This window comes from Citrobacter sp. wls615, assembly GCF_005281355.1.
Taxonomy (GTDB): Bacteria; Pseudomonadota; Gammaproteobacteria; order Enterobacterales; family Enterobacteriaceae; genus Citrobacter; species Citrobacter werkmanii.
Map to the genome: position 1 here is coordinate 22,131 of NZ_SZXM01000024.1, position 18,182 is coordinate 40,312.

Consider the following 18,182-nt stretch of genomic DNA (forward strand, 5'->3'; position numbering starts at 1 on the left):
TTGAACCTTCCATTGTGATTCGACGTTGTGGCGTGCGGTCGATGCTCCAGATTAATAAAACGTTGGGTCACAATCCCAGTTTATTAATCATAGGCGCTAAACGGTGAAATCACCAAAGTGAGTGATCTAATTCAGATTCCTGGAGATTAACCAAAACGGTGCGGGGTATCACGTAAGCGGGATAACCACTGCACCGCCTGATTATCATCATCCTGCTGAGCAATAACGAAACCATGCGGTAACGTACGGTCCAGCACGACTTTGGCGGCTGCGCTCTGCGCGCTGGAATCAAAAGTGATCAGCAGCGCGTCATTTTGCGGAGTAATGCTTTTAAAGCGAATGCCGTTGGCATCCAGGTGATGCCAGATAGAGAAGCCATCAGGCATGCTGGCTCCCTGGTTTACTGCGCGAATGGCAAGCGTTGACTCCTGCTGACGAATAACCGACCAGGTCAGGAGCAGCGCGCCGATAAACAGCATAAAGGTAGTGGTCCAGGCAAGTCGTCGGAACGTTATGCATGATTTCAGCATAATTTATCCTCGGTTCCCGTATTTCTTTTTCCACAGCACAACCAGTGAACCAGCCAGACCAAACACCAGTAACACCACAGGAAGCAGCATCAGGCAAGACATGAGCTGATCTTCATACTTAAGAAATACCGGCGTTTTACCCAGCAGATAGCCAAGCGTTGTGAGGATCAGGACCCAAAGCAATCCGCTCATCCAGTTAAAGAACTGAAAGCGCGCATTATTCAGGCCGGATAACCCTGCGATGGTCGGCAATAATGTTCTGACAAACGCAATGAAGCGACCAACCAGCAGCGCAGACAAGCCATGCTTATGAAAAAGATGATGTGCGCGCTGATGATAATGCGCAGGAAGGTGCGACAACCAATTTTGTACGGTGCGGGTATTCCCCAGCCATCGCCCCTGGATATAACTGAGCCAACAGCCGAGGCTGGCCGCGGTGGTGAGTAGCAGTACTGTTTGCGGAAAACCCATTGCGCCTTTGGCAATAAGTACGCCGACCAGTACCAGCAAACTGTCGCCGGGTAAAAACGCAGCTGGCAGCAGTCCATTTTCCAGAAACAAAATGGTAAATAGTACAAAATAGAGCATGCCAATCATGGAAGGATTGGCCAGAGTTTCAAAATCCTGAGCCCATAAAGCATTCAGTAATTGAGTCAGTAGTTCCATTCAATATTCCTGGAGAATCGGTTATCGTCATGCCGGTTTTTCTGGATTTTGTAACGCCGCGATTTTATTGATGTTTTTTGCAAGGTGCGCGGTCTGATACAAATTCACGGCCTGAACTGTTCCCTGTGAAGTTGTGAAGTTAGCAAGCTCTTAAACACAAAAATTCAAATAGCATCTAATTGTAACAAAGGTCAACGTTGTCCGTTATAGAAATTACGGTTGCTGAACTCTGATTTTGCTTATCGCATTAGAGGGAGGCGAGAGGATTTACACAGGCTGACATTTTATACCTAATGCTTACTCAGCATCAGGTACAGGCGTGCCGTCACGCCTGTATCGATAAGATTGATTATTTTGCGCCGTTAGCAGCCGTATCGAGATGAACGACCGGATTTTCAGTAAAAAGGTAACGGTCCGCGTTGAACTCAAAATCATCGCTGGTTTCGTTAAACAGCATCTGCTTCGTGTTCTCAAGGTGCTGCCACATCGCCAGTTTAGCGGCATGGGGATCTTTGCGAATCAGCGCCCGTAGGATCTGGTCATGGTCATCGCACCAGTTATCGACCGTACGCGAGTCGATGTGGTCGTGCAGTTTTTTCCAGTAGGGGTTATGGATACGCTGAGTCCACATTTTTTCCACGATGGCGGCCAGGGCGGAGTTCTGCGTGGCCAGCGCAACCTGCACATGGAACTGGAGATCCCACTCGGAGTCACGAAAGCTTTTTTCGTTGCGCGACTTCTCCTGGATTTCCATCAGTTTCATAATGTCCTGCTTGGTCACCTGGGTGGCGGCAAACTCGGCGATGTTGCTCTCAATAAGTTGACGCGCTTGCAGCAATTCAAAAGGACCGTAGCTGGCGAATTCCAAACCTTCGTCGGGAGCAACATAATGTTTGGGTTGGTTAGAGATGACGTGGATCCCCGATCCTTTACGCACCTCAACATAGCCCTCAACTTCCAGCATGATAATCGCTTCACGAACCACGGTACGGCTGACATTTTTTTCATCGGCGATAAAGCGCTCGGCGGGGAGTTTGTCACCCACCAGATAGACACCCTGCTCGATGCGTTCTTTAAGATCAGCGGCAAGTTGTTGGTATAAACGGCGTGGTTCGGTGATTTCCATATGCGCTCCAGGCATGATACGGCAGACTATATTTGTTATACCACTTTTGCGATTACGCCTCCACTCGCGAGGACAAAAAAGCCGCCAGATAACTGACGGCTTAGCATTATATAACCTTTGTGTATCGCATCCGGTTAACTTTGCGTCGCGGGATCGCCAGTTTGCGGACCTGAATCTATCTCGCTGGCTGATTTGTTCTGCAGTACCGTCCAGATGACTAACGCGCCAAGCAGGTCGAATACCGCCAGCACGGCGAACAGCGGGCTAAAGCCGATGGTGTCGGCCAGCGCGCCAACGACCAGGGCAAACAGCGTACTGGCAAGCCAGGCGGACATACCGGTCAGACCGTTCGCGGTTGCCACTTCATTACGACCAAATACGTCAGAAGAGAGTGTAATCAGCGCACCGGACAGCGCCTGGTGAGCAAAGCCGCCGACGCACAGCAGGGCGATAGCGATGTACGGGCTGGTGAACAGACCAATCATCCCTGGGCCAATCATCAGCAGCGCGCCCATGGTGACCACCATTTTACGGGACACGATCAGGTTTACGCCAAACCAACGCTGGAACAGCGGTGGCAGGTAACCCCCAACGATACAGCCCAGGTCAGCAAACAGCATCGGCATCCAGGCAAACATGGCGATTTCTTTCAGGTTAAAGCCGTAGACTTTAAACATGAACAGCGGGATCCAGGCGTTGAAAGTCCCCCACGCCGGTTCAGCCAGGAAACGCGGCAGCGCGATGCCCCAGAACTGGCGGTTACGCAGGATCTGGCCGAGCGACATTTTCTTCGAGGTCGTGTTTTTATGCTGTGATTCCTGGCCGTTCAGAATGTAATCACGTTCTTCGTCAGACAGTTTTTTCTGGTCGCGTGGGTGTTTATAGAACACCAGCCAGGACATCGCCCAGATGAAGCTTAGGGCACCGGAAATAATGAATGCCATTTGCCAGCTGTGCATGACGATAGCCCAGACCACCAGCGGCGGGGCGATCATCGCGCCGATAGAAGAACCGACGTTGAAGTAACCGACGGCAATTGAACGCTCTTTTGCCGGGAACCATTCAGAACTGGCTTTCAGACCGGCCGGGATCATTGCGGCTTCAGCGGCACCTACAGCGCCTCGCGCCAACGCCAGGCCACCCCAGCTGCCAGCCAGTGCGGTCGCGCCACAGAAGACGGCCCACAGAACGGCGAACATCGCGTAACCTATTTTCGTGCCGAGAACATCAAGCACGTAGCCAGCAACGGGTTGCATTACGGTGTAAGCAGCAGAATACGCTGCGATGATATAGGAATACTGTTGAGTGGAGATGTGTAACTCTTCCATCAGAGTCGGCGCAGCTGCCGCCACAGTGTTACGTGTCAGGTAACCCAGCACGGTGCCAAGCGTCACCAGTGCGATCATGTACCAACGTAACCCTTTAATTTTACGCATGTAAAACCTCATCGTTTTGTTATGTCCGCGAACGAGCGGTCATCTTCCAGTTCAGAGCGGAGGATGTTCTTTTACGAGGGGGGAACCGAAAAAAAAGCCGGTACTCCCCGAACGTTGCCATGTCAATAGTTGTGCTAATTCGGTTTCCGTACCGGTCAATCCGATGGTGATACATCGGTAATTTGCATTCCGTCGACTTATGTATCGCGACGGCCAAAAGATAACTTGTCATACAACTTTAAAAGGTGAGTGCCATCACAAAAGTGTGAATCTTCGTGTGGTCATTATTTCGATTCAGCAAAGCCAGTGCTGGCGCGGCTTGAGGCATGATTTACCTCTTTGAGAGTAATTTTTTTGTCATCATTTGTTGATCTAACTCACGAAAATATCTTCAGTGTGTGGAAATTGGTGTGATAACTTTGTCAACATCAAAACATAAGCAATCTGACGCACTCGTTGAGAGGAAGACGATAATGACCCCGTTTATGACTGAAGATTTCCTGCTGGATACCGAATTTGCCCGCCGTCTGTATCATGATTACGCCAAAGACCAGCCGATCTTCGATTACCACTGCCATTTACCACCGCAACAAATCGCTGAAAACTACCGTTTTAATAACCTGTATGACATCTGGCTGAAGGGTGACCACTATAAGTGGCGTGCGATGCGTACCAACGGCGTTGCTGAGCGCCTGTGTACCGGCGATGCCTCCGATCGTGAGAAGTTTGATGCCTGGGCCGCTACGGTTCCGCACACTATCGGTAACCCGCTGTACCACTGGACCCACCTCGAGTTGCGTCGCCCGTTTGGTATTACAGGTAAGTTGCTGTCTCCGGCAACGGCTGACGAAATCTGGAACCAGTGCAACGAACTGCTGGCGCAGGATCAATTCTCCGCGCGCGGTATCATGAAGCAGATGAACGTGAAAATGGTCGGCACCACCGATGACCCGATCGATTCTCTGGAGCACCACGCGGCCGTTGCTAAAGACGGCTCCTTCGACGTAAAAGTGCTGCCAAGCTGGCGTCCGGATAAAGCCTTCAACATCGAACTGGCGACCTTTAACGATTACATGGCCAAGCTCGGTGAAGTCTCTGACACCGATATCCGTCGTTTCGCTGACCTGCAGACCGCGCTGACCAAACGCCTGGACCACTTCGCCGCTCACGGCTGTAAAGTGTCTGACCACGCGCTGGACGTTGTACTTTTCGCGGAATCTAACGAAGCGGAGCTGGATAGCATCCTGGCGCGTCGTCTGGCCGGTGAAACCCTGAGCGAGCACGAAGTTGCCCAGTTCAAAACCGCTGTACTGGTGTTCCTCGGTGCAGAATACGCACGTCGCGAATGGGTACAGCAGTACCACATCGGCGCGCTGCGTAATAACAACCTACGTCAGTTCAAACTGTTGGGCGCGGACGTCGGCTTCGACTCCATCAACGACCGTCCGATGGCGGAAGAGCTGTCCAAACTGCTGAGCAAGCAGAACGAACAGAACCTGCTGCCGAAAACCATTCTGTACTGCCTGAACCCGCGCGATAACGAAGTGCTGGGCACCATGATCGGTAACTTCCAGGGCGAAGGCATGCCGGGCAAGATGCAGTTCGGTTCCGGCTGGTGGTTCAACGATCAGAAAGACGGGATGGAACGTCAGATGACACAGCTGGCGCAACTGGGCCTGCTGAGCCGCTTCGTCGGCATGCTGACCGACAGCCGTAGCTTCCTGTCTTACACCCGTCACGAATACTTCCGTCGTATTCTGTGCCAGATGATCGGTCGTTGGGTTGCTGCGGGCGAAGCCCCAGCCGACATCCAACTGCTGGGTGAAATGGTGAAAAACATTTGTTTCAACAATGCGCGCGATTACTTCGCCATTGAACTGAACTAAGGTCCGGGGTTGATATGCAATACATCAAGATCCATACGCTGGATAACGTTGCGGTAGCGCTCGCTGATTTGGCTGAAGGAACCGAAGTTACCGTTGACGGGCAGGCGGTAACCCTGCGCCAGGCGGTCTCTCGTGGGCATAAGTTCGCGCTTTGCGATATCGCGCAGGGTGAGAACGTCATGAAATATGGCCTGCCGATCGGCCATGCTCTGGCTGATATCGCGGCGGGCGAGCATATTCATGCTCATAACACGCGTACCAATCTGAGCGATCTGGATGAATATAGCTATCAACCCGACTTTCAGGAACCTGAGGCGCAACCGGCGGATCGTGATGTACAGATCTACCGTCGTGCCAACGGCGATGTTGGCGTGCGTAATGAACTGTGGATCCTGCCGACAGTAGGCTGCGTCAACGCCATGGCCCGTCAGATGCAGAATCGCTTCCTGAAAGAGACCAACGATGCCGAAGGGATCGACGGCGTGCATCTCTTCAGCCACACCTACGGCTGCTCGCAACTGGGTGACGACCATATCAACACCCGCACCATGCTGCAAAACATGGTGCGCCACCCGAACGCGGGCGCAGTGCTGGTGGTCGGTCTCGGCTGTGAAAACAACCAGGTTGACGCTTTTCGTGAAACCTTAGGCGAGTACGATCCCGATCGCGTTCACTTTATGGTCTGCCAACACCAGGAAGACGAAGTGGAAGCGGGGATCGAACATCTTCACCAGTTGTACAACGTGATGCGTAACGATAAGCGTGAACCCGGTAAGCTGGGCGAGCTGAAGTTTGGTCTCGAATGCGGCGGCTCTGACGGCCTGTCCGGTATTACCGCCAACCCGATGCTGGGCCGCTTCTCCGACTATGTCATTGCCAACGGCGGCACCACCGTGCTGACCGAAGTACCGGAAATGTTCGGCGCCGAGCAGTTGCTGATGGACCACTGCCGTGACGAAGAAACGTTCGGCAAGCTGGTCACTATGGTGAATGACTTCAAACAGTACTTCATTGCTCACGACCAGCCGATCTACGAAAACCCATCGCCGGGCAACAAAGCGGGTGGTATCACCACCCTGGAAGATAAATCTCTCGGCTGTACCCAAAAAGCAGGCTCCAGCCAGGTGGTGGACGTACTGCGCTACGGTGAACGCCTGAAAACGCACGGTCTGAACCTGCTGAGCGCGCCGGGTAACGACGCAGTCGCCACCAGTGCACTGGCTGGAGCGGGCTGTCATATGGTGCTGTTCAGTACCGGTCGCGGTACGCCGTACGGTGGATTTGTGCCGACGGTGAAAATTGCTACCAACAGCGAGCTGGCAGCGAAGAAAAAGCACTGGATCGATTTTGATGCCGGACAACTGATCCACGGCAAAGCGATGCCGCAGTTACTGGAAGAATTTGTCGATACCATCGTCGATTTCGCCAACGGTAAGCAAACCTGCAACGAGCGGAATGATTTTAGAGAGTTAGCGATATTTAAAAGCGGCGTAACGTTGTAGTAAATACCTGATGGTACCTGCATACAGGTCTGCGCAAACCGTAGGCCTGATAAGCGCAGCGCCATCAGGCACAAACCGTTGCCGGATGGTGGCGAACTCGCCTTATCCGGCCTACGAGATAGAATTGGGGTTGCTTGCATGACCGCGTATTGGCTGGCCCAGGGCGTAGGTGTCATCGCCTTTCTAATCGGCATTACCACCTTTTTCAATCGCGATGAGCGTCGGTTCCGGCTGCAACTCGCTGTCTATAGCGCCACCATTGGCGTGCATTTTTTCCTGATGGGCGCCTGGCCTGCAGGAATGAGTGCCGAGCTTAATACCATCCGCACACTCGTCTCGATGCATACCCGCAAACTGTGGGTAATGACCGTTTTTATTATCCTCACCTTGGTTCTCGGGCTTGCGAAATTACAGCATGCGATGGAGCTGTTGCCGATAATCGGCACGCTGGCCAGCACTTGGGCGCTGTTTCGCTGCCAGGGGTTAACCGTGCGTTGCGTTATGTGGTGCGCAACCGCTTGCTGGGTTATCCATAACTTCTGGCTGGGATCGATTGGCGGGACGATGATCGAAGGGAGTTTTCTGATGATGAACGGCTTGAATATTATTCGCTTCCGGCGGATGCAAAAACGCGGAATTGATCCGTTCAAAATTGAAAAAAGCGTACAAGATAGTAACCCCTCCGCCCGATGACGGAGGGGAGCAGAGATTAGCCGCGCAGGGCGTTGTTGGCCAGACGTTCGTCTTCTGCCTGACAGGCAGCAGCGGTAAACAGGACGTCTGTAGAAGAGTTTAATGCCGTTTCACAGGAGTCCTGCAGCACTCCGATGATAAAGCCAACGGCAACCACCTGCATGGCGATATCATTCGGAATCCCGAACATGTTGCATGCCAGGGGGATTAACAGCAGAGAACCACCCGCCACGCCCGATGCGCCGCAGGCACACAGCGAAGCCACCACGCTGAGTAACAGCGCTGTCGGTAAATCGACCGGAATACCCAGCGTATTCACCGCCGCCAGCGTCAGCACGGTAATGGTGATCGCTGCACCCGCCATATTGATGGTGGCCCCCAGCGGAATAGAAACCGAGTAGGTATCACGATCCAGATTCAACTTCTCACACAGCGCCATATTCACCGGAATGTTTGCCGCGGAGCTGCGGGTAAAGAAGGCATACACGCCGCTTTCACGCAGACAGGCCAGCACCAGCGGATACGGGTTACGGCGAATTTTCCAGAATACCAGCAGCGGGTTAACCACCAGCGCTACCAGCAGCATACAACCTACCAGCACGGTCAGCAGCTGAGCGTAGCCCCAAAGCGTGGCAAAACCGGTGGTTGCCAGCGTGGAGGAGACCAGGCCGAAGATCCCAATTGGCGCGAAACGAATCACCAGCTTCACCATAAAGGTGACGGCGTTGGACATATCATTGACCAGATTTTTGGTCGTTTCATTCCCATGACGCAGCGCAAAGCCCAGGCCGACGGCCCATACCAGAATGCCGATATAGTTGGCGTTAAGCAGGGCATCAATCGGGTTAGAAACCATACTCATCAGCAGGCCACGCATCACTTCGACAATGCCGGATGGCGGTACGATGTCGCTGGCGCTGCTGGAAAGATGCAGTGTGGACGGGAAGGCGAAGCTGAAGACAACCGCTGCTAACGCTGCGGAAAAAGTACCGAGCAGGTAAAGGAACAGGATTGGACGGATATTGGTTTTTTGTCCGTGCTGGTGGTTGGCGATGGACGCCATAACCAGCATCAGGACCAGAACAGGGGCCACGGCTTTTAATGCGCCAACGAACAGCGTACCCAACAGCCCGACGGCTTCTGCAGCAGGTTTTGACACCAGCGCCAACAATATCCCCAGTACCAAACCGATCAAAATTTGTTTAACCAGGCTCCCTTGCGCCAAACGCGAGAATAGCCCCGATGAACGTTGCGTAGTCATGTAGTAATCCTTTCATTGTGTTGTTGCCCATCCAGTGTGCATTCTGATGATGCATCTTTCTGGATGTAACAAAGTGTTTGCCTGGTTGAGTATAAGGAAAGATGAAGTCCCGGGAAGCGAAATCTCCTGATTTTTGCGTTCAGATCATGTTTTATAACTTTAAATTAACATTAATTTGACATGATAAACAAAAAGCCCGACGCACGCAGTGTGCTGTCGGGCTTTTTCAGCTAGCGGATGAAACTTACTGTATTTGCTGCTTTTTATCGTGCTGGTGATTAACCCACGCATTCACGACCAGCGTAACGAACAGAATACCGAACACCACGCCTAACGAGATAGCGATCGGGATATGATAGAAATCGACGATCAGCATCTTAATACCGATAAACACCAAAATGACCGACAAGCCGTATTTCAGCATGGAGAAACGCTCTGCCACGCCAGCCAGCAGGAAGTACATCGCACGCAGACCCAAAATAGCAAACAGGTTTGAGGTCAACACGATGAACGGGTCGGTTGTGACGGCGAAGATGGCCGGAATACTGTCGACGGCAAAAATGACATCACTCAGCTCAACCAGAATCAACACCAGCATCAACGGCGTGACGAACAGCAGTCCGTTTTTACGCACGAAGAATTTTTCGTCTTCGATGGTATCGGTCATGCGTAAATGACTACGCAGCCAGCGGACTAACGGTCTGTCGCCGATACCGGAAGCATCTTCTTTCGCCAGTGCCATCTTCACGCCGGTAAACAGCAGGAACGCGCCAAACACGTACAGCAGCCATTCGAACTGGGCGATAAGCCAGCTACCTGCGAAGATCATAATCGTACGCAGCACAATCGCGCCCAGTACGCCGTACACCAGTACCCGACGCTGCAACGCAGGCGGTACCGAGAAGTAGCTGAACAGCATCAGCCAGACAAAGACGTTATCTACCGCCAGTGATTTCTCGATCAGATAGCCGGTAAGAAACGCCAGCGCCTGTGGGTCGGCAACGGCGCGGCCCTGCGTTTGGGCCAGGTACCACCAGAATGCGGCGTTAAACAGTAACGACAGCGTGACCCAGACGATGGACCAGGCCGCCGCCTGCTTCATCGACATGGTATGTGCGCCACGACGACCCTGCAGCAACAGGTCGATGGCCAACATAATCACCACCACAACAGCGAAGCCGCCCCACAACAACGGTGTGCCGACAGTATTCATAATTCCCCCATGCATAAAAAAACGGCCAACGCCGAATGACGTTAGCCGCTGCTTTTTATGCATAGACCTTGCCATTCGGCAAGGTCTCACTTACAACAACAAAGGAATACGATAGCGTATTCCTTTGTTATCGCCCGGTGACCGGATGTGGTTTTGCACACATCGTAATGACGATCAACCGACAACGAAGTTACTCCCCTTTGCGGGTTACAAAATATTACAGGCCATGCATGCAGTCAATGGCCTGCAACATTTGTTTTACATACCTTTACGCAGTCAGCGATGTCGCCGTTTCATCTGCCGGGAAAATCACGCCGGTCTGACGGCGAATTTCCGTTTGCAGTTTGGCGGTAATACGGCTGACGCTCAGTGCCGGATGATCCACTTCGCCGGATTCAACCAGATGAGCAAAAGCCTCTGCCTCATACAGCATCGTATTGATATGCTGAGGCACCGTAAGATCCTGCGTTTTGCCACCACGCGCCACGAAGCACACTTTCTGACACTCAGAGATATGCTCAATGACCAGCGAACCCGACTCGCCCTGAATTTCACTGGCTAATACCGAGTCGCTGACTTTGGAGTGCTGGAGTGTGACGCTGAAATCACCGTAATTCAGTACGACCACGCCGTGGGCATCCACACCGCTTTCCAGCAGGCTGGCGCTGGCCTGCACGCTTAGCGGCTCTCCCCACAGCGCAACCGCTGAGGCCAGGCAGTAAAAGCCGATATCCATAATCGAACCGTTAGAGAACGCTGGATTAAACGTATTCGGATTTTCACCGTCCAGATAACGCTGGTAACGCGAGGAGTACTGGCAGTAATTGATAAACGCTTTCCTGATTCTGCCCACTTTGGGTAACGCTTGCTGCAACAGCAGGAAGTTAGGCAGGCTGGCGGTCTTAAATGCTTCAAACAGCACCACCTGATTTTCGCGCGCGCAGGCGATAGCGGCTTCAACTTGCGCCAGATTTGAGGCCAGCGGCTTTTCGCAAATGACATGCTTTTTGTGCTGCAAAAATAGCTCTGTCTGCGGGAAGTGCAGGGAGTTTGGACTGGCGATGTAGACGGCGTCAATCGCATCACTATTGGCCATCGCCTCCAGCGAGGTAAACAGGTGCTCGACAGGGTAATCGTTGGCGAAGGTCTGTGCCTGCTCAAGACTGCGGGAATAAACTGCGGTTAACTTATACTTGCCGGTTTCATGGGCGGCATCGACAAACTGGCGGGTGATCCAGTTTGTGCCAATTACTGCGAAACGTATCATAAAGGCCTTCAGGCTGCTAAAAGGGATCCTTTCGTCAATTTAACATGCCTTGAAGACAAAGCCAGTGCGCGACTACGCACTTTGCTTTAACGATTGTTGCGTTAACCACAGGCGGGTATCGAACTCCAGTTGATGGTACTGAGGTTCCATATGACAGCACAGTTGGTAAAACGCTTTGTCATGCTCTTTTTCTTTCAGATGCGCCAGTTCATGGACCACGATCATACGCAGGAAGGGTTCCGGGGCATTGCGAAAAACGGTCGCCACGCGGATCTCCGCTTTGGCTTTTAGCTTGCCGCCCTGCACGCGGGAGACGGCGGTATGCAGCCCCAGCGCATTCTTCAGAACGTGGATCTTGCTGTCGTACATCACCTTATTCAGCGGTGGAGCATTGCGCAGAAACTGGTTTTTCAGATCCTGGGTGTATTGCCACAGCGCTTTGTCGGTCGCGAAGTCATGCGTACCCGGATAGCGCTTCTCCAGCACTGCACCCAGACGCTGCTCGCTAATCAAGGTTCGAACCTGGGCGAGTAAGTGCTCAGGATAGCCCTGGAGATAAGTTAGTTGGTTCATTAATGTCCACGCAAATCATAAAAGTGTATACTCACGCACCCTTTTCAGGGATATGCCGAAATTTTACCATTCAGGAGGGCCGATGAGCCACATAGACAACGGTTTCCGTTCGCTGTCACTTAAACGTTTCCCGGAGACGGATGACGTTAACCCGCTTCTGGCGTGGGAAGCGGCGGATGAATATCTGCTGCAACAGCTGGACGATACCGAGATTAGCGGCCCGGTGCTGATCCTGAATGATACCTTTGGCGCGCTGGGCTGTGCGCTGGCGGAACATACGCCATACAGCATTGGCGACTCCTACTTAAGCGAGCTGGCGACGCGTGAAAACCTGCGTCACAACGATATCGCCGAGTCGAGCGTCAAGTTCCTCGACAGCACCGCGGAATACCCGCAGGCGCCGGGCGTGGTACTGATTAAAGTCCCCAAAACCATGGCGTTGCTGGAGCAGCAGTTACGCGCGCTGCGTGAAGTGGTGACGCCGCAAACGCGGATTATTGCCGGAGCGAAAGCACGCGACATTCATACCTCGACGCTGGAGCTGTTTGAAAAGGTGTTGGGTCCAACCACCACGACGCTGGCGTGGAAAAAAGCCCGTCTGATCAACTGTACGTTCAGCAAACCTGAACTGGCCGCTGCTTCGCAAACGCTGAGCTGGAAACTGGAAGGCACCGACTGGACTATCCATAACCACGCCAACGTCTTCTCTCGTACCGGGCTGGATATCGGCGCGCGCTTCTTTATCGAGCACCTGCCTGCAAATCTTGAAGGGGAGATTGTCGATCTCGGCTGTGGGAATGGCGTGATTGGCCTGACATTGCTGGAGAAAAACCCACAAGCCAGCGTGGTGTTTGTGGATGAATCGCCGATGGCGGTGGCGTCAAGTCGTCTGAACGTCGAAAGCAATATGCCTGAGGCGCTGGATCGCTGCGAGTTTATGATTAACAACGCGCTGTCCGGGGTTGAGCCGTTCCGCTTTAATGCCGTCCTGTGCAACCCGCCGTTCCATCAGAAGCACGCGCTGACCGACAATATCGCCTGGGAGATGTTCCATCACGCCCGCCGCTGCCTGAAGATTAACGGTGAGCTGTATATTGTGGCGAACCGTCACCTCGATTACTTCCATAAGCTGAAGAAGATTTTTGGTAACTGCGAGACCATCGCCACCAATAATAAGTTTGTGATTCTGAAAGCGGTGAAATTAGGTCGTCGTCGGTAATCGCGAGTGCCGGATGGCGGCGTGAGCGCCTTATCCGGCATGGTTTTGGAATCGTGTTCGCAAACCATAAACTCTCTCCGTTGGCCCCCTACATCTGTGGTGATCTCCGGCGTATCGTTACGCGGATTTATACAAGCTCATGGTGTTGCCAATTTGGCAACTCGTGTTATGATATTGCCAATTTGTCAACGGACGTGATAAAGAATGCACCTGATTTCAATGATCGCAATTGACGAGGGATGTGAAAGATTTCCTCAGTATGCAAAAGAAATTAAGTTATTTGCTAAGACTATTGCGAAAGCATACTGCCCTACGCCAGAAGCACTGAGGGAATTTTATCCCTCACTGGATAACTTCAAATATCTTGATAAGCACTACGTAGTAAATATAGCTAACAATAATATTAGAGTTATTGCGTTGATCTTTTTTGAAAGTCAGAAGTTTTACATTAGACACATCTTTAACCACACCGAGTACGACAGGTTTACAGATAGGCACAGAACGAAGGGGAAAAAATCATGGTTATGATGTCAGCAAGAGCCCTTAAAGCAACAAAGACATTGGTTGCAGAAATCCCCCTTCTGGGAGATAACCCCACTGAAGCCGATCATCGTTACGCTCTGGAACTGGTGGCCGAATTACTGATAAGCGACCCAACAAATCCGCTGGTTGACCTGTTGTGTGTTCGCATCCGCGCATATGAAGACAATCAGCCGGAATTACGTGCATTACGGGAAGAGATTGAGGCTATTCCGGCGGGTATTGCGGTTTTGCGCACCCTTATGGATCAGTATCATCTGACGCTTTCCGATTTTGCAGACGAAATAGGCAGCAAATCGATGGTGTCGCGAGTTTTAAATGGCCAGCGAAAACTAACGCTGGAGCATGCTAAAAAGCTGTCTGCACGATTTGGCCTTTCCCCAGCGTTATTCATCGATTAATCCTACATAGAGTTAAATTTCCAGTGCCAGTCGGGTGCCTTGCGCAATGGCGCGCCGGGCATCCAGTTCCATCGCCACATCGCAGCCGCCGATCAGATGCACTGTTTTACCTGCCGCGTGGAGCGGTTCGACCAGCTCACGGCGTGGCTCTTGTCCGGCGCAAATCACCACGTTATCCACGTTAAAGATCACTGGTTCGCCGTTCAACACAACGTGTAACCCATCATCATCAATTTTCTGGTAACTGACCGCCGGGATCATTTTCACGCCGCGTGAGAGCAGGGTGGCGCGATGGATCCAGCCCGTCGTTTTACCTAAACCTTGCCCCGGTTTGCTGGCCTTGCGCTGCAACATCACTATCTGACGCGGACTGCGGGATAAGTGCGGACCTTCCGGGCGTAAGCCGCCAGGCTGTTGCAGGCTGGTGTCGATCCCCCATTCCACACAGAACTCAGCAATGTTCTGGCTGGTGGGATCGCCTGGCTGGCTCAGATACATGGCGGTATCAAAGCCGATCCCGCCGCAGCCAATGATGGCAACGCGTTTGCCCACCGGCGCTTTATCGCGCAGGACGTCGAGATAGCTCAGCACTTTAGGGTGATCGATCCCCGCGATCGGTGGCATCCGTGGTTCGATCCCACTGGCGAGGATTGCCTCGTCAAAAGTTTCCAGATCGCGCGCGGTGACAATGTGGTTCAGCCTTAGCGTCACGCCCGTCACGTCGATCATCCGACGGTAGTAGCGCAGGGTTTCATAGAATTCTTCTTTGCCGGGGATCTGTTTGGCGATATTAAACTGTCCGCCAATCTCGCTATGGGTGTCAAACAGCGTCACGTGATGCCCGCGCGCGGCGGCATTAATGGCGAAGGCGAGGCCAGCAGGACCCGCGCCGACAACCGCCAGATTTTTCGGCACAGTTACCGCAACGATCGGCATTTTGGTTTCATGGCAGGCGCGTGGATTCACCAGACAAGAGGTGACTTTGCCGACGAAGATCTGATCCAGGCAGGCCTGGTTGCAACCGATACAGGTATTGATTTCATCCGCTCGTCCGCTTTGCGCTTTTGACAGCAGTTCGGCGTCGGCGAGGAACGGACGGGCCATCGACACCATATCGGCATCGCCGCGGGCCAGAATGTCATCGGCGACTTTAGGATCGTTAATGCGGTTGGTGGTGACCAGGGGGATCGTCACATGACCTTTCAGCTTGCGCGTCACCCAGCTAAATGCACCCCGCGGCACCGGGGTGGCGATGGTGGGGATACGCGCCTCGTGCCAGCCAATACCGGTGTTGATAATGGTTGCGCCTGCGGCTTCTACAGCCTGCGCCAACTGGACTGTTTCCTCGAAGGTGCCGCCGTTTTCTACCAGATCGAGCATCGACAGGCGGAAGATAATAATAAAGTCATTGCCGGCACGCTGACGTACTGCCCGTACCACCTCGACGGCAAAACGCATGCGGTTGGCATAATCACCGCCCCATTCGTCGTCGCGCTGATTGGTGCGCAGGGTCAGGAATTCGTTGATGAGATACCCTTCCGAGCCCATCACTTCCACGCCATCGTAGCCCGCTTCTCGCGCCAGCTGCGCGCAGTGGGCAAAATCCTCAATCAGCTGCAGCACTTCATCGTGCGTCAGTTCATGCGGCGTAAAACGGTTGATGGGGGCCTGAATGGCAGAAGGCGCCACCAGATGCGGCTGATAGCTGTAACGCCCGGTATGCAGGATTTGCAGAGCGATTTTGCCGCCTTCGTCATGCACGGCATCGGTAATCACGCGATGATGCGCGAGCTGGCTGGTATCATTCAGCACCGCGCCGCCTTCCATACCCACGCCGGATAACGATGGCGCAATGCCTCCGGTCACAATCAGAGCCACGCCGTGACGGGCGCGTTCGGCATAGAACGCGGCCAACCGTTCTGCCCCGTCGGGATATTCCTCCAGCCCGGTATGCATTGAACCCATCAGCACGCGGTTTTTAAGCGTGGTGAAGCCTAAATCGAGCGGGGCGAACAGCGACGGATAGCTCATAAACGTGTCCAGTATGTAAAATTATTGTTATGTGGTCGGATGAGTTAATAATTTAGCCGTCGCAGCGTAAAAGGGAAAAGGGGAATGCCGTGATTGTGATGGGATTCAAAAAAGGAGTGGAGCCAGAGAACGAATTTGCCGGATGGCGGCTACGCCTGAGCCTACAAAGGACACACTTTCGTAGGTCAGATACTCGCAGCGCCATCCGACAGGTATTACATCTGCTCCACGCTCACCCGTAATGCTGCCAGGGCTTTGCGTGTTGATCGCAACACCAGATCGCATTGCTCGATCGTTAACGTTAGCGGCGGTTCGATGCGGATCGTCTTGGCATTGTTCAGCGTCCCGGCGACCAGCACCTGCTGGCGGAACATCTCACTGGCAAAGTTATAGCCGATTTCATTATCGACAAACTCAATCGCCATCAACATGCCTTTGCCGCGTACATCGTGTACCAGATCCGGGTATTCCCGCGCAAGCTGGCGGAAACCATCCAGCAACATATCGCCTTTCTGCTCTGCCTGAGCCGGTAAATTTTGCTCCAGCAGGACGTTAATGGTGGCCAGCGCCGCCGCACAAGCGAGCGGGTTGCCGCCAAACGTAGTGGTATGCAGGAAAGGATTATCGAACAGGACGGAGAACACCTCTTCGGTGGCAATGGTTGCGCCAATCGGCATCACGCCGCCGCCCAACGCTTTTGCCAGACACATAATATCCGGCTGCACGTTTTCGTGCTCGCAGGCGAACATTTTGCCGGTACGACCCATGCCGGTCTGCACTTCGTCAAGGATCATCAGTGCGCCAAACTCATCACAGAGCTTACGAACGGCGGTCAAATACCCTTGCGGCGGCAGGATCACGCCCCCTTCGCCCTGAATAGGCTCAAGGATCACGGCGGCGACGTCGTCACCGGTCTTTTTACACTCGCTGAGCATGGTACGCATCGCGTTAATATCGCCAAATGGCACATGGCGGAATCCCGGCAGCAGCGGCATAAAGGGTTTACGGAAGGTGGATTTCGCCGTGGCGGATAGCGCGCCGAGGGATTTACCATGGAATGCGCCGCTGGTGGCAATAAATGTAAATTTACCGCGCGGCGATTGATACGCTTTCGCCAGCTTCAGGGCGGCTTCAACCGACTCGGTCCCGCTGTTACAGAAAAAACTGTATTTCAGTTTACCGGGCGCCAGTGCGGCGAGGGTTTTTGCCAGCATGGCCCGCAACGGGTCAAGTAACTCCTGGCTGTGCAGAGGTTGTTTCGCGAGTTGGTTCTGTACGGCGGAAACCACGACTGGATTACGGTGCCCCACGTTGAAAATGCCAAAACCGCCCAGGCAATCAACAAACTCCTGTCCCTGGGTGTCGACAAGCGTATTAAGGCTTCCCGCTTGCCACTCTACGGCTCCGTAATCCCCGCCTGCAGTTACAGATTTTCGATACTCTAAGAACCCCGGATTGACATGCTCCTTAAAGTACTCAATCACCTCTCGGTTTAATGATTTCATTTCCTCATGATCAAGCGTGCGCTTTTCGATGAGATTCAGTGCGTGTGCGCTGCAGGCCAGGGCCGATGCGCTGGAAGGTAACCTGTTCAAAATATGCTCCCGGAGCTGGCGTATCACATGATACTGATTTAAGTATTGCAGGGATTGCGCCATTCCGGCGCGCATAGCAAAAATCGGGATAAACACCAGGAAACATCTTATTTGTGCAACATTTAATGCCGGTATTTAACATTTGCTGGCATTTTGCCCAGATTTGACACCTGAAAACAGATCGAATAAACGCGTATTTGCGCTAAAAATGGGCAATATTTGCACTGTGACGGTGCGGAGAAG

At 53.0% G+C, this 18,182-nt stretch carries 16 protein-coding genes; 6 read left to right on the forward strand and 10 right to left on the reverse strand.

Annotated features, from left to right (window positions below; all coding sequences use genetic code 11):
- Positions 1 to 146: 146 nt before the first annotated feature.
- The 4 genes from mzrA to FDX04_RS07320 all read right to left on the reverse strand — a co-directional run bounded on the left by mzrA (position 147) and on the right by FDX04_RS07320 (position 3,758).
- Positions 147 to 530 (reverse strand): EnvZ/OmpR regulon moderator MzrA, encoded by a 384-nt coding sequence (mzrA, locus tag FDX04_RS07305; RefSeq protein ID WP_042311135.1) that lies wholly within the window; start codon positions 528 to 530, stop codon positions 147 to 149.
- Positions 531 to 533: 3 nt separating this feature from the next.
- Positions 534 to 1,196, reverse strand: coding sequence for a DedA family general envelope maintenance protein YqjA (gene yqjA, locus FDX04_RS07310; protein ID WP_003024820.1), 663 nt, complete (start codon positions 1,194 to 1,196; stop codon positions 534 to 536).
- A gap of 349 nt (positions 1,197 to 1,545) precedes the next feature.
- Entirely contained in the window at positions 1,546 to 2,322 is a 777-nt protein-coding gene (exuR, locus tag FDX04_RS07315) for a transcriptional regulator ExuR (protein WP_038634073.1), read from the reverse strand.
- 134 nt (positions 2,323 to 2,456) lie between these two features.
- Positions 2,457 to 3,758, reverse strand: coding sequence for an MFS transporter (locus FDX04_RS07320; protein ID WP_042311133.1), 1,302 nt, complete (start codon positions 3,756 to 3,758; stop codon positions 2,457 to 2,459).
- A 473-nt stretch (positions 3,759 to 4,231) separates the two neighbouring features.
- On the opposite strand from FDX04_RS07320, the gene uxaC reads away from it, so the two are divergent.
- The 3 genes from uxaC (at position 4,232) to FDX04_RS07335 (ending at position 7,839) form a co-directional block, all read left to right on the forward strand.
- Complete coding sequence (gene uxaC / locus FDX04_RS07325; RefSeq protein ID WP_042311130.1) at positions 4,232 to 5,644, forward strand: glucuronate isomerase; 1,413 nt, start codon at positions 4,232 to 4,234, stop codon at positions 5,642 to 5,644.
- 14 nt (positions 5,645 to 5,658) lie between these two features.
- Positions 5,659 to 7,146 carry a UxaA family hydrolase gene (locus FDX04_RS07330; protein ID WP_042311128.1) on the forward strand — a complete coding sequence of 496 codons (1,488 nt, stop codon included), beginning with the start codon at positions 5,659 to 5,661 and terminating at the stop codon, positions 7,144 to 7,146.
- A 138-nt stretch (positions 7,147 to 7,284) separates the two neighbouring features.
- Positions 7,285 to 7,839, forward strand: a complete 555-nt coding sequence (locus FDX04_RS07335; RefSeq protein WP_137370693.1) for a YgjV family protein — start codon at positions 7,285 to 7,287, stop codon at positions 7,837 to 7,839.
- A 16-nt stretch (positions 7,840 to 7,855) separates the two neighbouring features.
- Here FDX04_RS07335 and sstT read toward each other — a convergent pair whose 3' ends face one another.
- From sstT to FDX04_RS07355, 4 genes are all read right to left on the reverse strand, one after another.
- Positions 7,856 to 9,100, reverse strand: a complete 1,245-nt coding sequence (gene sstT / locus FDX04_RS07340; protein ID WP_061382487.1) for a serine/threonine transporter SstT — start codon at positions 9,098 to 9,100, stop codon at positions 7,856 to 7,858.
- 244 nt (positions 9,101 to 9,344) lie between these two features.
- Complete coding sequence (locus FDX04_RS07345) at positions 9,345 to 10,313, reverse strand: TerC family protein (protein ID WP_038642882.1); 969 nt, start codon at positions 10,311 to 10,313, stop codon at positions 9,345 to 9,347.
- A 268-nt stretch (positions 10,314 to 10,581) separates the two neighbouring features.
- The gene (locus FDX04_RS07350; protein ID WP_137360670.1) at positions 10,582 to 11,580 is read right to left on the reverse strand and encodes a Gfo/Idh/MocA family protein; all 999 of its coding nucleotides are present in this window, start codon (positions 11,578 to 11,580) and stop codon (positions 10,582 to 10,584) included.
- 72 nt (positions 11,581 to 11,652) lie between these two features.
- Positions 11,653 to 12,153: a M48 family metallopeptidase gene (locus tag FDX04_RS07355; protein WP_042311118.1), complete on the reverse strand. Its 501-nt coding sequence runs from the start codon at positions 12,151 to 12,153 to the stop codon at positions 11,653 to 11,655.
- Between the two features lie 82 nt (positions 12,154 to 12,235).
- Here FDX04_RS07355 and rlmG point away from each other — a divergent pair, with 82 nt between their 5' ends.
- The 3 genes from rlmG (at position 12,236) to FDX04_RS07370 (ending at position 14,313) form a co-directional block, all read left to right on the forward strand.
- Positions 12,236 to 13,372 (forward strand): 23S rRNA (guanine(1835)-N(2))-methyltransferase RlmG, encoded by a 1,137-nt coding sequence (gene rlmG / locus FDX04_RS07360; RefSeq protein WP_137360671.1) that lies wholly within the window; start codon positions 12,236 to 12,238, stop codon positions 13,370 to 13,372.
- 204 nt (positions 13,373 to 13,576) lie between these two features.
- Positions 13,577 to 13,900: a type II toxin-antitoxin system HigB family toxin gene (locus FDX04_RS07365; protein WP_137360672.1), complete on the forward strand. Its 324-nt coding sequence runs from the start codon at positions 13,577 to 13,579 to the stop codon at positions 13,898 to 13,900.
- Entirely contained in the window at positions 13,897 to 14,313 is a 417-nt protein-coding gene (locus FDX04_RS07370) for a type II toxin-antitoxin system HigA family antitoxin (protein WP_137360707.1), read from the forward strand. The genes FDX04_RS07365 and FDX04_RS07370 overlap by 4 nt, the downstream gene beginning before the upstream one ends.
- Positions 14,314 to 14,325: 12 nt before the next feature.
- Here the strand turns inward: FDX04_RS07370 and FDX04_RS07375 are convergent, their stop codons facing one another.
- Both FDX04_RS07375 and ygjG read right to left on the reverse strand, forming a co-directional pair.
- Positions 14,326 to 16,344 (reverse strand): NADPH-dependent 2,4-dienoyl-CoA reductase, encoded by a 2,019-nt coding sequence (locus FDX04_RS07375; RefSeq protein ID WP_137360673.1) that lies wholly within the window; start codon positions 16,342 to 16,344, stop codon positions 14,326 to 14,328.
- 215 nt (positions 16,345 to 16,559) lie between these two features.
- The gene (gene ygjG / locus FDX04_RS07380; protein ID WP_170972922.1) at positions 16,560 to 17,939 is read right to left on the reverse strand and encodes a putrescine aminotransferase; all 1,380 of its coding nucleotides are present in this window, start codon (positions 17,937 to 17,939) and stop codon (positions 16,560 to 16,562) included.
- Positions 17,940 to 18,182 lie beyond the last annotated feature (243 nt).

Bases quoted from the DNA above. Each gene is read 5' to 3' on its own strand.
- mzrA (WP_042311135.1), bottom strand. From the start codon at position 530: ATGCTGAAATCATGCATAACGTTCCGACGACTTGCCTGGACCACTACC.
- yqjA (WP_003024820.1), bottom strand. From the start codon at position 1,196: ATGGAACTACTGACTCAATTACTGAATGCTTTATGGGCTCAGGATTTT.
- exuR (WP_038634073.1), bottom strand. From the start codon at position 2,322: ATGGAAATCACCGAACCACGCCGTTTATACCAACAACTTGCCGCTGAT.
- FDX04_RS07320 (WP_042311133.1), bottom strand. From the start codon at position 3,758: ATGCGTAAAATTAAAGGGTTACGTTGGTACATGATCGCACTGGTGACG.
- uxaC (WP_042311130.1), top strand. From the start codon at position 4,232: ATGACCCCGTTTATGACTGAAGATTTCCTGCTGGATACCGAATTTGCC.
- FDX04_RS07330 (WP_042311128.1), top strand. From the start codon at position 5,659: ATGCAATACATCAAGATCCATACGCTGGATAACGTTGCGGTAGCGCTC.
- FDX04_RS07335 (WP_137370693.1), top strand. From the start codon at position 7,285: ATGACCGCGTATTGGCTGGCCCAGGGCGTAGGTGTCATCGCCTTTCTA.
- sstT (WP_061382487.1), bottom strand. From the start codon at position 9,100: ATGACTACGCAACGTTCATCGGGGCTATTCTCGCGTTTGGCGCAAGGG.
- FDX04_RS07345 (WP_038642882.1), bottom strand. From the start codon at position 10,313: ATGAATACTGTCGGCACACCGTTGTTGTGGGGCGGCTTCGCTGTTGTG.
- FDX04_RS07350 (WP_137360670.1), bottom strand. From the start codon at position 11,580: ATGATACGTTTCGCAGTAATTGGCACAAACTGGATCACCCGCCAGTTT.
- FDX04_RS07355 (WP_042311118.1), bottom strand. From the start codon at position 12,153: ATGAACCAACTAACTTATCTCCAGGGCTATCCTGAGCACTTACTCGCC.
- rlmG (WP_137360671.1), top strand. From the start codon at position 12,236: ATGAGCCACATAGACAACGGTTTCCGTTCGCTGTCACTTAAACGTTTC.
- FDX04_RS07365 (WP_137360672.1), top strand. From the start codon at position 13,577: ATGCACCTGATTTCAATGATCGCAATTGACGAGGGATGTGAAAGATTT.
- FDX04_RS07370 (WP_137360707.1), top strand. From the start codon at position 13,897: ATGATGTCAGCAAGAGCCCTTAAAGCAACAAAGACATTGGTTGCAGAA.
- FDX04_RS07375 (WP_137360673.1), bottom strand. From the start codon at position 16,344: ATGAGCTATCCGTCGCTGTTCGCCCCGCTCGATTTAGGCTTCACCACG.